Below are 14,493 nucleotides of genomic sequence, written 5' to 3' on the forward strand. Positions count from 1 at the left end.
CCAAAGCCAAACACGCCCCAACCACTCAGGCCGACCGGTAGGTCGCTGTGTTATTGCTGTTGATCTTGATCCACCCGCCCCCTCGGGAGGCCGAGTGGAGGTGTTCATCAGGAGGTTGGCGCGTAGCGCCGTACGGCGCAGCCGGACACATCGAGAGGAGGTCGTCGCGAAGCAGACCGTAGGCGATGCCTCCTGATGAATGCCGGAGCGAGGGAACGCCGAGCTTTAGCGAGGTGCCGTACGCTCGGGGCGAGCGTTTTTTTGCTTACTTTTTTTAGGCGCTTGTAAAAAAAGTGAGTCGCCGTAAGGGCGAAACCGCCAGCAGCCCTAACCGCAGCAACGGATATACACCCCCAAACCGCAGACAGCAAAAAGGCGCCAACAGGCGCCTTTCGCTTTAAAGCAACAGCAACAACCGTCAGGCCATTTCCGCAGTGGTCTCGAAGTCAAAGGTCAACTCGCCATCCTTGATGTCGATGTGTACCACACCGCCATGCTCGGCCAGTTCGCCAAAGAGAATCTCCTCCGCCAGCGGACGCTTGATCTTGTCCTGGATCAAACGCGCCATTGGCCGCGCCCCCATGGTCGCATCGTAACCACCCGCCGCCAGCCAACTGCGCGCAGCGTCGGTGACCTCGAGCAGAACACGCTTGTCTTCCAGTTGCGCCTGCAGTTCGGTAAGGAACTTGTCCACCACGCTTTTGATGACCTCATGGCTGAGGCGACCAAACTGGATAATGGTGTCCAGACGGTTACGGAATTCCGGCGTGAAGCTCTTCTTGATCACTTCCATCGCGTCGGACGAGTGATCCTGATGCGTGAAGCCGATAGAAGCCCGAGCTGCGGTTTCGGCACCGGCGTTGGTCGTCATGATGACGATCACATTACGGAAATCCGCCTTGCGCCCGTTGTTATCGGTGAGCGTACCGTGGTCCATGACCTGCAACAGCAGGTTGAAGACTTCCGGATGCGCCTTCTCGATTTCATCGAGCAACAGCACGCAGTGAGGCTGCTTGGTGATCGCTTCAGTCAGCAGGCCGCCCTGGTCGAATCCGACGTAGCCTGGAGGTGCACCGATCAAACGCGAAACGGTGTGGCGCTCCATGTATTCGGACATGTCGAAGCGAACCAGCTCGATTCCCAGCGCCTTGGCCAGTTGCCGAGCCGCTTCGGTTTTACCGACACCGGTAGGGCCGGCAAACAGGAACGAACCGACAGGCTTGTCAGGCGACTTCAGGCCGGCACGGGAGAGCTTGATCGCGGTCGACAAGGAATCGATCGCCGCATCCTGGCCAAACACCGTCAACTTCAGATCGCGTTCAAGGTTACGCAGCAGCTCTTTGTCGGAGCTGGTGACGTGTTTTGGCGGAATCCGCGCGATCTTCGCCACGATGTCCTCGACCTGAGGCACCTCGATGCGTTTCACACGCTTCTCGATTGGCTGCAGACGTTGATAGGCGCCCGCCTCGTCGATGACGTCGATGGCCTTGTCCGGCATGTGCCGATCATTGATGTAGCGTGATGCCAGTTCGGCAGCGGCACGCAGGGCTTCATCACTGTATTCGATGTTGTGATGGAGTTCGAAACGCCCCTTGAGACCGCGCAGAATACCAATGGTGTCTTCGACCGAAGGCTCCGACACGTCGACCTTCTGGAAGCGCCGAGCCAGGGCACGGTCTTTCTCGAAGATTCCACGGAATTCCTGGAACGTGGTCGAACCGATGCAACGGATATCACCCGACGACAGCAGCGGCTTGAGCAGGTTCGAAGCATCCATGACACCACCGGACGCAGCGCCCGCACCAATAATGGTGTGGATCTCGTCGATGAACAGGATCGCCTGTGGACGTTTTTTCAGCTCATTGAGCAACGCCTTGAAGCGTTTCTCGAAATCGCCGCGGTACTTGGTCCCAGCGAGCAACGCGCCCAGATCGAGCGAATAAACCACACTGTTGGCCAACAGATCAGGCACCTGATTGTCGACAATGCGCTTGGCCAGACCTTCGGCAATCGCGGTTTTACCCACGCCTGCCTCGCCAACCAGCAACGGATTGTTTTTACGCCGGCGCGCCAGAATCTGCGCGACACGCTCAACTTCCATTTCACGCCCTACCAACGGGTCGATACGGCCCTGGCGTGCAAGTTCGTTGAGGTTGCTGGCATAAGCATCCAGAGGATTGCCAGAAGAAGAAGACTCACCGCCCTCGTCGTCCTGCATATCTTGCTCACCTTCAGAGTGTTCGCCATGCCCTGGCACTTTCGAAATGCCATGAGCGATGTAATTGACGACATCTATGCGTGCAACGCTCTGCTGTTTCAGCAGGAACACTGCTTGACTCTCTTGCTCACTGAAGATTGCGACCAGCACGTTGGCGCCAGTCACTTCGCGTTTGCCCGAGCTCTGTACATGAAAGACAGCACGTTGCAGTACACGCTGGAAGCCCAGGGTTGGCTGGGTTTCGCGATCCTCGTCATGAAGGGGGATCAAAGGCGTGGTGGAGTCGATGAACTCCTGCAGGTCATGCTTGAGTTTGTCGAGGTTTGCGCCGCAGGCACGCAAAACGGTGGCGGCAGCCTCATTATCCAATAGAGCCAACAGGAGGTGTTCGACGGTCATGAACTCATGACGTTTCGAACGCGCCTCCTTGAAGGCGAGATTGAGGGTGACTTCGAGCTCGCGGTTTAACATAGCTTCACCTCATACCCAAGTGGTCGGCGTTAACCGTCCTTCTCGATTTCACAGAGTAGCGGATGCTGGCTTTCCCTGGCGTACTGGTTGACCTGCATGGCCTTGGTCTCGGCGATGTCGCGGGTAAACACTCCACATACTGCCCGTCCTTCTGTGTGAACGGCCAGCATGACCTTGGTCGCCAGCTCGCGATTCAGGTTAAAAAACACCTCGAGCACTTCGACGACGAAATCCATCGGTGTGTAGTCATCATTGAACAAAACCACCTTGTACATCGGCGGCGCCTGTAACGCAGGCTTAGCCTCCTGTACAGCAATGCCTGCTGAATCGTCGTCGTGTAAATCAGGGCGATCCTGATTGAATGTTAGTCGAATCTGGCTGATTGCATGCATGGAAAGAAAGGTTCGTTAGTTGAGCTGAATACAGTGGTGGGGGCGGCCCCAGAGCTTTTCAACTCCGACTGCTTGGTCACCTTGACTATCGGCAAATCAGTGTTACAACCAATAGAGCCCACAGTGGGTAAAAAAGGTCCGCGGCGTCAACCCCATTTCAGGGTTGATGCGGATTAACTGGATGATACTCCAGTGATGGAGTCTGTTGCAGAGGGATATGAGCATGGCTAGCGGTAAGGTCAAATGGTTCAACAATGCCAAGGGATATGGCTTCATCAACGAGGATGGCAAGGAAGAAGATCTCTTTGCCCACTACTCGGCCATTAAAATGGACGGTTACAAGACCTTGAAAGCAGGCCAACCCGTGAGCTTCGAGATCATCCAGGGTCCCAAAGGTCTGCACGCGATCAACATCGACTCAGCTACAGTAAAGGCCAATGCGCCCGCGCCGGCAATGACCGTCCAGCACGAGCCTGCGTTGAGCTGACACCACCAAACTTCCAGACATAAAAAAACCGGCCGACTCAATCATTTGAGTCGGCCGGTTTTTTATTTAACGCATAGTGGCCTGTGTGGCCACTGGTCGCTTACATGTGCGAGATCAGCGCATCGCCGAACGCGGAAGAAGACAGCAATTTGGCGCCTTCCATCAGACGTTCGAAGTCGTAGGTCACGGTCTTGGCCGAGATGGCGCCGTTGGTGCCTTTGATGATCAGGTCGGCCGCTTCGGTCCAGCCCATGTGGCGCAGCATCATTTCAGCCGACAGAATCAGCGAACCCGGGTTTACCTGGTCCTTGCCGGCGTACTTCGGTGCAGTACCGTGGGTGGCTTCGAACATCGCCACGGTGTCGGACAGGTTGGCACCTGGCGCTATACCGATACCACCCACTTCAGCCGCCAGGGCGTCGGACAGGTAGTCGCCGTTGAGGTTCAGGGTCGCGATCACATCGTATTCAGCCGGGCGCAACAGGATCTGCTGGAGCATGGCGTCGGCGATGGCATCCTTGACGATAACGTTCTTGCCGGTTTTCGGGTTCTTGAACTGCATCCACGGGCCGCCGTCGAGCAGGGTTGCGCCGAATTCTTCGGCCGCCACTTCGTAGGCCCACTCCTTGAAGGCACCTTCGGTGAACTTCATGATGTTGCCTTTGTGGACGATGGTCAGCGAATCGCGATCATTGTCGACAACGTATTGCAGAGCCTTGCGGGCCAGACGCTTGGTGCCTTCCAGGGAAACCGGCTTGACGCCGATACCGCAGTTCTGGTCGAAACGGATCTTGGTGACGCCCATTTCTTCTTTAAGGAACTTGATGACCTTGGTCGCTTCCGGCGAACCGGCCTTCCACTCGATACCGGCGTAGATGTCTTCCGAGTTCTCGCGGAAGATCGTCATGTCGACGTCGCCAGGTTTTTTGACCGGGCTAGGCACGCCTTCGAACCAGCGCACAGGACGCAGGCACACATAAAGGTCGAGTTGCTGACGCAGAGCAACGTTGAGGGAACGGATACCGCCACCGACCGGCGTGGTCAGCGGGCCCTTGATGGAAACCACGTAATCCTTGACTGCATCCAGAGTTTCCTGAGGCAGCCAGGTGTCCTGATCGTAAACCTGAGTCGCTTTTTCCCCGGCGTAGACTTCCATCCAGGAAATTTTGCGCTCGCCGCCGTAAGCCTTCTTAACAGCAGCATCGACAACCTTGATCATGACCGGGCTGATATCAACGCCAATACCATCACCTTCAATGAAAGGGATGATCGGGTTGTTAGGAACATTGAGAGAATGGTCTGCATTGACGGTGATTTTGTCGCCGACTGCTGGAACCTGAATCTTCTTGTATCCCATGCTGAACTCCATTGTTTGGATTGAACATCTGGCTTCGTCCGAGCGTACCCCAGTTAAATCGGCACGCAAACCCTATGTTCCATCCATCTGCCGCAAAGCTGCGCAGTTCGCGACGTACAAGTCTGAAAGCAAAGGGAAAAGCGCCAAACTCAAGCACGGTGCAAGACTCTACGCCCCACACCCCCCTGCGACCTTTAGACCAATGGACGACATAGGTTGCATATGAACCATCGGCAGATTGCCAGCTACCTATGTATAATGCCGCCGCTGACCACAGGGTCACGACGGCTGAGCGCTCTATTGCGAGACTTTCCGCCCGATAAGCCGAGCTGTTATCGCAGCCCGACCGCTTGACGCTCTACTGATGCACCCAACATCACCGCGAAGAAACCTCGACATTCGGCTCATGGATGACTTTGAACGAACGCGCTTACCCGGCGCCCCTCGAGTTTCTGCGCACGCTTTAGCAAAGAAGAGAGAGTTAATCCGAATATGCCCACCCGCTCGAAGATCATCTATACCTTCACCGACGAAGCCCCAGCCCTCGCCACCTATTCACTGTTGCCTATCGTAGAGGCCTTCACCGCCTCCGCTGATATCGCCGTGGAAACTCGCGATATCTCTCTTGCAGGGCGCATTCTGGCCAGCTTCCCCGAGCAATTGGGTGACAAAGCCGTAGCCGACCACCTCGCCGAACTGGGCGCCCTGGCCGTCACGCCGGAAGCGAACATTATCAAGCTGCCGAACATCAGCGCTTCGGTTCCGCAACTGCAGGCCGCGATCAAAGAACTGCAAGCCCAGGGCTATGCACTGCCGGACTACCCGGAAACCGTGACCAGCGACGCTGACAAGGACGCCAAGTCCCGTTACGACAAGATCAAGGGCAGCGCGGTAAACCCGGTTCTGCGTGAAGGCAACTCGGATCGTCGCGCACCGCTGTCGGTCAAGAACTACGCTCGCAAGCACCCGCACAAAATGGGCGCCTGGGCAAAAGACTCCAAGTCTCACGTCGCTCACATGAGCACCGGCGATTTCTACGGCAGCGAAAAAGCCGCCCTGATCGACGCCGCTGACGCCGTCAAAATCGAACTGATCGCTCGGGATGGCAGCACCACTGTCCTGAAAGAAAAAACCACCGTACAAGCCGGTGAGATCCTCGATTGCGCCGTACTGAGCAAAAATGCCCTGCGCAGCTTCATCTCCGCCGAAATCGAAGACGCCAAGCAAAAAGGCGTGCTGCTGTCGGTTCACCTGAAAGCCACCATGATGAAGGTCTCCGACCCGATCATGTTCGGCCAGATCGTTGCCGAGTTCTATAAAGACGCCCTGGCCAAGCACGCTGACGTGCTGGCACAGATCGGCTTCAACCTGAACAACGGCATCGGCGACCTGTACGCCCGCATCAAGGCTTTGCCTGCCGAGCAGCAAGCCCAGATCGAAGCCGATATCCAGGCGGTCTACGCCGCTCGTCCGTCGCTGGCAATGGTCAACTCCGACAAAGGCATCACCAACCTGCACGTGCCGAGCGACGTCATCGTCGACGCCTCGATGCCGGCCATGATCCGTGACTCCGGCAAGATGTGGGGCACCGATGGCCAGTTGCACGACACCAAGGCGGTGATCCCGGATCGCTGCTACGCGACCATCTACCAGGCGGTGATCGAAGACTGCAAGCTGCACGGCGCTTTCGATCCAACCACCATGGGCAGCGTGCCAAACGTTGGCCTGATGGCGAAAAAAGCCGAAGAGTACGGCTCCCACGACAAGACCTTCCAGATCAAGGCTGACGGCGTGGTTCGCGTTTCCGACAGCGCTGGTCGCACCCTGCTGGAGCAGTCGGTTGAAGCCGGCGACATCTTCCGCATGTGCCAGACCAAAGACGCGCCGATCCAGGACTGGGTCAAACTGGCCGTCAACCGTGCTCGCGCAAGTGCAACGCCAGCGATCTTCTGGCTCGACCCAATGCGCGCTCACGACGGCGTAGTGATCGAGAAAGTTCAGGCTTACCTGAAGGATCACGACACGTCCGGCCTAGATATCCGCATCATGTCGCCTGTCGACGCGATGGCCTTCACCCTGGCCCGTACTCGCGAAGGCCTCGACACCATCTCGGTGACCGGTAACGTACTGCGCGACTACCTGACCGACCTGTTCCCGATCATGGAACTGGGCACCAGCGCCAAGATGCTGTCGATCGTTCCGCTGATGAACGGCGGTGGTCTGTTCGAAACCGGCGCCGGCGGTTCGGCGCCGAAGCACGTTCAGCAGTTGCTGGAAGAAAACTTCCTGCGCTGGGATTCCCTCGGCGAGTTCCTGGCCCTGGCCGCCTCCCTTGAGCATCTGGGTGTTACTTACAACAACCCTAAAGCGCTAGTGCTGGCCAAGACCCTGGATCAGGCCACCGGCCAGTTCCTGGACAACAACAAGTCGCCATCGCGCAAAGTCGGCAACATCGACAACCGCGGCAGCCACTTCTACCTGGCGCTGTACTGGGCTCAGGCCCTGGCTGCCCAGACTGAAGACGCAGCGCTGCAAGCGCAGTTCAGCCAACTGGCGAAAACCCTGACCGAGAACGAGGCGACCATCGTTGCCGAGCTCAACGCCGTTCAGGGCAAGCCAGTGGACATCGGCGGTTACTACCACGCAGACGCCGAGCTGATCAGCAAGGCCATGCGCCCAAGCAATACCTTCAACGCGGCGATTGCTGCGCTGGTTTAAGGTTGTAAGGGAACATCACAAGCCCCGGCCTCGTGCCGGGGTTTGTGTTTGTGGCCTTTGTACATTTTTATCTGCGGAACCCGGACCAATGTGGGAGCGAGCTTGCTCGCGATTGCGGTTTATCATTCAACATTGATATTGACTGACTTACAGCTATCGCGAGCAAGCTCGCTCCCACACTGACTTCCATCAACCCATACACCGAGAATCACCCATGGATTGGCTACCCCACATCACCGTCGCCACCATCGTCGAAGACAATGGCCGCTTCCTGATGGTCGAAGAACTCAAGGGCGGACGCGCGGTACTCAATCAACCGGCAGGCCACCTGGACCCAAATGAAACCCTGACCGAAGCCGCCATTCGTGAAACCCTAGAAGAAACCGGCTGGGACGTCGAAGCCACTGGCGTGGTGGGGATCTACCTCTATACTGCCCCGAGCAACGGCGTGACTTACCAGCGCGTGTGTTTTGCCGCCAAAGCCTTGAAACACCACCCCGACTATCAACTCGACGACGGCATCGTCGGCGCAAAATGGCTGACCCGCGACGAACTCCTGGCGCAACGCGATCACTGGCGCAGCGAGCTGATTATTCGCTGTATCGACGATTATCTGAGCGGTAAACTCTTTAGTCTCGAACTGATCCGCCCTTCTCTTTAGCCTTGCAGGCTCGGGCCTGATAGAATCGCGTCCTTTTTCAAGACACTCATTAAATCCCTATGCGTGATCCAGCCCCTTCTGACACACAAAAGAAGCGCGTCATTGTCGGCATGTCCGGCGGCGTGGACTCTTCCGTTTCCGCCCTACTGCTGATCGAGCAGGGTTATCAGGTGGAAGGCCTGTTCATGAAGAACTGGGAAGAGGACGACGGAACGGAATACTGCACCGCCATGGACGACCTGGCCGACGCCCAGGCCGTGTGCGACAAGATTGGTATCAAGCTGCACACCGCCAACTTCGCCGCCGAGTACTGGGACAACGTGTTCGAGCACTTCCTGGCCGAATACAAGGCCGGCCGCACGCCGAACCCGGACATCCTGTGCAACCGTGAAATCAAGTTCAAGGCGTTCCTCGACTACGCCATGATGCTCGGCGCCGACCTGATCGCCACCGGCCATTACGTGCGCCGCCGCGACATCGACGGCCGTACCGAATTGCTCAAAGGCCTGGACCCGAACAAGGACCAGAGCTATTTCCTGCACGCCGTAGGTGGCGAACAGATCGCCAAGACCCTGTTCCCGGTCGGCGAACTGGAAAAACCCGAAGTTCGCGCGATTGCCGAGAAACACGACCTGGCCACTGCGAAGAAGAAAGACTCCACCGGTATCTGCTTTATCGGCGAACGACGCTTCAGCGACTTCCTCAAGCAATACCTGCCGGCGCAGCCAGGCGAAATCAAAACCACCGAAGGTGAAGTGATCGGCCGCCACCATGGCCTGATGTACCACACCATCGGTCAGCGTCAGGGCCTGGGCATCGGCGGTTTGAAAGACGCCGGCGACGAGCCGTGGTACGTGCTGATCAAAGACCTGGAACACAACGAGCTGATCGTTGGCCAGGGCAATGACCACCCCTACCTGTTCTCGCGCGCGCTGCTCGCCTCGGACATCTATTGGGTCAACCCGGTCGACCTGAGTTCGCCACGCAGACTCACGGCGAAAGTCCGCTATCGCCAGAGCGACCAGCCTTGCACCCTGGAAAAAACCGCCAACGGCTACCGCGCCACCTTCGATGACCCGCAGCGCGCGGTCACCCCAGGTCAATCGGTGGTGTTTTACGACGGTGAAATCTGCCTCGGTGGCGGCGTCATCGAAGTCGCCGAACCCTGGAGCAGCAAGGATTCGCGCGCATGAGCCCGACTCAGGAACAACTGACGGCGCTCGGCGGCGTGTTTCTCGCTGCCGTTCTGGTCGACAAGATCGCCAAGACTGGCCAGGTCACTGAAGCCGGCCTGACCTGCATGCTCGGCAGCTTGTTGATCATCGACCCCAAGGACACGCTGGAAGTCTATGGCGGTGACGATATCAATCTGCGCGAAGGCTATCGCGCATTGATCGGCGCCCTCGAACGCGACCCGAGCACCTTGCAGCGCGAGCCACTGCGCTATGCACTGTCGATGCTCGGCCTTGAGCGACAACTGGCCAAACGCGGCGACATGCTCGAAGTGATCGGCAAGCGCTTGCCGCAGATTCAGTCCCAGGTCGAGCATTTCGGCCCGGCCCACGAAAACGTGATCGCCGCCTGTGGCGCGCTGTATCAGGACACCTTGAGCAACCTGCGCCAACGTATTCAGGTGCACGGCGACATGCGCAACCTGCAACAGCCGAGCAACGCCTCGAAGATCCGCGCCCTGTTGCTGGCCGGCATCCGTTCGGCACGCCTGTGGCGGCAGTTGGGCGGTCATCGCTGGCAGTTGGTGATCAGCCGCCGCAAACTGCTCAAAGAGCTTTATCCGCTGATGCGCAGCAGCTGAACTGCGCCCGTAATACTGTTTTTTAGCCTGTAACGCGTAAGACGCTGGTCAGTTGGCAACGGACCTGCGGATTTTTTCATGTATGATACGCGCCCCATTTCGTTGCCCGACTGTCCGAGAACACCCCATGCAGCTCTCTTCGCTCACTGCGGTTTCCCCTGTTGACGGCCGCTACGCCGGCAAAACCCAGGCCCTGCGCCCAATTTTCAGCGAATACGGTCTGATCCGTGCTCGCGTCCTGGTTGAGGTCCGCTGGCTCCAGCGCCTGGCCGCTCACCCTGCCATCAGCGAAGTGCCGGCGTTCTCCGCCGAAGCCAATGCGGTGCTGAACACCCTGGCGGAAAACTTCTCTCTGGAGCACGCCGAGCGTGTCAAAGAGATCGAGCGCACCACCAACCACGACGTTAAAGCCATTGAGTACCTGCTCAAGGAACAGGCTGCCAAGCTGCCTGAACTGGCCAACGTCAGTGAGTTCATCCACTTTGCCTGCACCAGCGAGGACATCAACAACCTGTCCCACGCGCTGATGCTGCGTGAAGGCCGTGATGACGTGATGCTGCCGCTGATGCGCCAGACCGCCGAGGCTATCCGTGAGCTGGCAATCCGCTTCGCCGACGTGCCGATGCTATCGCGCACCCACGGTCAGCCGGCGTCGCCGACTACCTTGGGTAAAGAACTGGCGAACGTGGTTTACCGTCTGGAGCGTCAGATCGCTCAAGTCGCTGCCGTACCGCTGCTGGGCAAGATCAACGGCGCCGTCGGCAACTACAACGCACACATTTCGGCCTACCCGGAAATCGACTGGGAAGCCAACGCCCGCGCCTTCATCGAAGACGAACTGGGCCTGGGCTTCAACCCGTACACCACGCAGATCGAACCGCACGACTATATCGCCGAGCTGTTCGACGCAATCGCGCGCTTCAACACCATCCTGATCGACTTCGATCGCGATATCTGGGGCTACATCTCCCTGGGCTACTTCAAGCAGCGCACCATTGCCGGCGAAATCGGTTCCTCGACCATGCCGCACAAGGTCAACCCGATCGACTTCGAAAACTCCGAAGGCAACCTGGGTATCGCCAACGCACTGTTCCAGCACCTGGCGAGCAAACTGCCGATTTCCCGCTGGCAGCGCGACCTGACCGACTCCACCGTACTGCGCAACCTCGGTGTCGGCTTCGCCCACAGCGTGATCGCGTACGAAGCAAGTCTCAAGGGAATCAGCAAGTTAGAGCTCAATGCTCAGAAGATTGCTGCAGACCTGGACGCGTGCTGGGAAGTCCTGGCCGAGCCGATTCAGACCGTGATGCGTCGCTACAACATTGAAAACCCGTACGAAAAGCTGAAAGAACTGACTCGCGGCAAGGGTATCAGCCCTGAAGCGCTGCAGACTTTCATCGATGCGCTGGACATGCCTGCCGAAGCAAAGGCCGAGTTGAAAAAGCTCACCCCGGCCAACTACATCGGCAACGCCGTGGCGCAAGCCAAACGCATCTGATCGACCGCTTGACCCTTTGAGACGCCCGGCAGCGCCGGGCGTTTTTATTCCCGTCTGAAAAGTGCTTTTTTTCAATAGGTTACACATGAATCCTGATATTCCTCTTCAACTTCTGGGCGGCATCACGGCACGGGAATTCCTGCGCGACTACTGGCAGAAAAAACCGTTGCTGATCCGCCAGGCGATCCCTGATTTCGAAAGCCCGATCGACGCCGACGAACTGGCCGGTCTGGCGCTGGAAGAAGAAGTCGAATCGCGCCTGGTCATCGAGCACGGCGAGCGTCCTTGGGAACTGCGCCGCGGCCCGTTCGCCGAAGACGAATTCAGCAAGCTGCCAGAGCGTGAGTGGACCCTGCTGGTGCAGGCTGTCGACCAGTTCGTGCCGGAAGTCAGCGAACTGCTGGAGCACTTCCGCTTCCTGCCGAGCTGGCGCATCGACGACGTGATGATCAGCTTCGCCGCCCCCGGTGGCAGCGTCGGTCCGCACTTCGATAACTACGACGTGTTCCTGCTGCAAGGCCACGGCAAGCGCAACTGGAAAATCGGCCAGATGTGCGATTCCGACAGCCCGCTGCTGCAACATGCCGACCTGCGCATCCTCGCCGACTTCGAAGCCACCGACGAGTGGACCCTTGAACCGGGCGACATGCTTTACCTGCCGCCGCGCCTGGCCCACTGCGGCGTGGCCGTCGACGACTGCATGACCTACTCGGTCGGCTTCCGCGCGCCAAGCGCCGCCGAAGTGCTGACCCACTTCACCGACTTCCTCAGCCAGTTCCTGCCTGATGAAGAGCGCTACACCGATGCCGACGCACAGCCAGCGATCGACCCACACCAGATCCAGCATGACGCACTCGACCGCCTGAAAAGCCTGCTGGCCGAGCACATGAGCGACGAGCGCCTGCTGCTGACCTGGTTTGGCCAGTTCATGACCGAGCCGCGCTACCCGGAACTGGTGGTGGGTCCGGAGCTGGAAGAAGACGACCTGCTGAGCAGCCTTGAGCAAGGCGCCGTACTGATTCGTAACCCAAGCGCACGCCTGGCCTGGTCCGAAGTCGACGACGATCTGCTGCTGTTCGCCAGCGGCCAGAGCCGCTACCTGCCGGGCAAGCTGCGCGAACTGCTGAAAATGATTTGCGCCGCCGATGCGCTGCACGTCGACAACCTTGGCCAATGGCTGAGCGATGAAGATGGCCGCAACCTCCTGTGCGAACTGGTCAAGCAAGGTAGCCTGGGATTTGCCGATGAATAAAATTCGCGTACGTGTCGCAGACTGGCAAAAGGATATCGCCGAGATCCGGCGCATTCGTGAAGCGGTGTTCATCGCCGAGCAATCCGTTCCGCCTGAACTGGAATGGGATGCCGACGACGCGAGCGCCGTGCATTTCCTCGCCTTCGAAGGCGACTTTCCGATTGGCACCGCCCGCCTGCTGCCCGATGGTCACATCGGCCGGGTGTCGGTGCTCAAGGACTGGCGCGGCCTGAAAGTCGGCGACAAGCTGATGCAAGCAGTGATCGGTGAAGCCGAGAAGCGCGGGCTCAAGCAGCAAATGCTGAGTGCTCAGGTTCAGGCGACAGCGTTCTATGAGCGTTTGGGCTTCAGCATTGTCAGTGAGGAGTTTCTGGAAGCAGGGATTCCGCATGTGGACATGGTGCGTCATTCGGCTTGAGACCTAGGCGCGACCATCGCGAGCAGGCTCGCTCCCACATTAGATTTGTGAGCTGCCACAGACTGCAGCAACACCATCAATCCACTGTGGGAGCGAGCTTGCTCGCGATGGCAATTTTAGGAACACCACAAAAACGCCTCGCTATCCTCAGATAGCGGGGCGTTTTGCTGTCTAGAATTCAACTTGCCCCACCGCAGGCCGACAAACTGGCAATATCAAGCCTTTGATCGCGGAGATAACGGACATGTCCCTACGCACCCTGCTCACCACGCTGCTGCTGACCTGCAGTTTTTCGGTCATCGCCGCTACCGAGGTGGTGCAGCTCAACAATCGCACCAGCGCCGACCTGCTGCCGGTTGCGCAGAATTTTATCGGCAGGGATGGCAAGGTCAGCGCCTATGGCAACCAACTGATCGTCAACGCCGAACCCGACAAGATCGACGAACTCAAGGCCCTGATCGCACAGCTCGACACCGTGCCAAAACGCCTGCTGATCACCGTCGACACCAACGAAAACAACCAGCAAAACAACGCCGATCAGCAGACACAGATCATCACCTACAGCACCGACAGCCGCGAAGGCGGCATCCAGCAGGTCCAGACCAGCGAAGGCACACCGGCTCTGATCCAGGTCGGCCAGAGCGTGCCGCTGACCACCACCCAGACCGATGCCTACGCTGCACTGCCAAACCAGAGCAACACCTCCGGCCAGCCGCAAAACCTGCCCAACAACTACGCCCACCTGCAAAACCAGACCCAATACCGCAATGTCACCCAGGGCTTCTACGTCACCGCCAGCGTCACCGGCGACATCGTTCACCTGGCAATCAGTACCAACCGTGACCGCATGAGCCAGGAACGTCCCGATGTAGTGAACGTGCAAAGTACCGACACAACCGTCAGCGGTCGCCTGGGCGAGTGGATCACTCTGGCCGGCGTCAACCGCCAGACGCAAGCCGACAAACAGCGCCTGAGCCGCAGCTACTCGACTCAGGGCCGGGATGACATGACCTTGCGAGTGAAAGTCGACGCCCTGGACTAACACACCGAAAACTGACTGATTAGTCGTATTAGACCAAAGATGTAGTGCTTGAAAAAAAGCACTACAAAATGTTTGACGAGCCAAAAAAGCAAAGGCATGATGGCCTCGCTCCCGCTAATCAGAGGCCCCGGCAAGGGCCTTCGAATCGCGCTCTAACCTTACCGAC

At 58.3% G+C, this 14,493-nt stretch carries 12 protein-coding genes; 9 read left to right on the top strand and 3 right to left on the bottom strand.

What is annotated here, in order from left to right:
- Positions 1 to 418 precede the first annotated feature (418 nt).
- Both clpA and clpS read right to left on the bottom strand, forming a co-directional pair.
- A complete protein-coding gene (gene clpA / locus AC1RKH_RS18800; protein WP_054597844.1) occupies positions 419 to 2,689 on the bottom strand; it encodes an ATP-dependent Clp protease ATP-binding subunit ClpA in 2,271 nt (756 codons plus the stop codon).
- A gap of 29 nt (positions 2,690 to 2,718) precedes the next feature.
- Positions 2,719 to 3,081, bottom strand: coding sequence for an ATP-dependent Clp protease adapter ClpS (clpS, locus tag AC1RKH_RS18805; RefSeq protein ID WP_015094394.1), 363 nt, complete (start codon positions 3,079 to 3,081; stop codon positions 2,719 to 2,721).
- Positions 3,082 to 3,304: 223 nt separating this feature from the next.
- Between clpS and cspD the strand changes: the two genes are divergently transcribed.
- Entirely contained in the window at positions 3,305 to 3,568 is a 264-nt protein-coding gene (cspD, locus tag AC1RKH_RS18810) for a cold shock domain-containing protein CspD (protein WP_123426095.1), read from the top strand.
- A gap of 100 nt (positions 3,569 to 3,668) precedes the next feature.
- Here the strand turns inward: cspD and icd are convergent, their stop codons facing one another.
- Positions 3,669 to 4,925, bottom strand: a complete 1,257-nt coding sequence (icd, locus tag AC1RKH_RS18815; RefSeq protein ID WP_071550691.1) for an NADP-dependent isocitrate dehydrogenase — start codon at positions 4,923 to 4,925, stop codon at positions 3,669 to 3,671.
- A gap of 492 nt (positions 4,926 to 5,417) precedes the next feature.
- On the opposite strand from icd, the gene AC1RKH_RS18820 reads away from it, so the two are divergent.
- The 8 genes from AC1RKH_RS18820 (at position 5,418) to AC1RKH_RS18855 (ending at position 14,327) form a co-directional block, all read left to right on the top strand.
- The gene (locus AC1RKH_RS18820) at positions 5,418 to 7,643 is read left to right on the top strand and encodes an NADP-dependent isocitrate dehydrogenase (RefSeq protein WP_493061715.1); all 2,226 of its coding nucleotides are present in this window, start codon (positions 5,418 to 5,420) and stop codon (positions 7,641 to 7,643) included.
- A gap of 214 nt (positions 7,644 to 7,857) precedes the next feature.
- A complete protein-coding gene (locus AC1RKH_RS18825; protein WP_493061714.1) occupies positions 7,858 to 8,304 on the top strand; it encodes an NUDIX hydrolase in 447 nt (148 codons plus the stop codon).
- A 59-nt stretch (positions 8,305 to 8,363) separates the two neighbouring features.
- On the top strand, positions 8,364 to 9,497 hold the full coding sequence (gene mnmA / locus AC1RKH_RS18830; protein ID WP_493061713.1) for a tRNA 2-thiouridine(34) synthase MnmA: 1,134 nt from the start codon (positions 8,364 to 8,366) through the stop codon (positions 9,495 to 9,497).
- Positions 9,494 to 10,117, top strand: a complete 624-nt coding sequence (gene hflD, locus AC1RKH_RS18835; protein ID WP_123425887.1) for a high frequency lysogenization protein HflD — start codon at positions 9,494 to 9,496, stop codon at positions 10,115 to 10,117. The genes mnmA and hflD overlap by 4 nt, the downstream gene beginning before the upstream one ends.
- Positions 10,118 to 10,244: 127 nt before the next feature.
- Complete coding sequence (gene purB, locus AC1RKH_RS18840) at positions 10,245 to 11,615, top strand: adenylosuccinate lyase (protein WP_493061712.1); 1,371 nt, start codon at positions 10,245 to 10,247, stop codon at positions 11,613 to 11,615.
- Positions 11,616 to 11,700: 85 nt separating this feature from the next.
- Positions 11,701 to 12,867, top strand: coding sequence for a ribosomal protein uL16 3-hydroxylase (locus AC1RKH_RS18845; RefSeq protein ID WP_071550697.1), 1,167 nt, complete (start codon positions 11,701 to 11,703; stop codon positions 12,865 to 12,867).
- Positions 12,860 to 13,285: a GNAT family N-acetyltransferase gene (locus AC1RKH_RS18850; protein ID WP_123425885.1), complete on the top strand. Its 426-nt coding sequence runs from the start codon at positions 12,860 to 12,862 to the stop codon at positions 13,283 to 13,285. Before AC1RKH_RS18845 ends, AC1RKH_RS18850 begins: the two co-directional genes overlap by 8 nt.
- A 244-nt stretch (positions 13,286 to 13,529) precedes the next feature.
- Positions 13,530 to 14,327, top strand: a complete 798-nt coding sequence (locus AC1RKH_RS18855) for a secretin N-terminal domain-containing protein (protein WP_493061711.1) — start codon at positions 13,530 to 13,532, stop codon at positions 14,325 to 14,327.
- Positions 14,328 to 14,493 lie beyond the last annotated feature (166 nt).

Source organism: Pseudomonas sp. GW822-FHT06B12 (assembly GCF_058799675.1).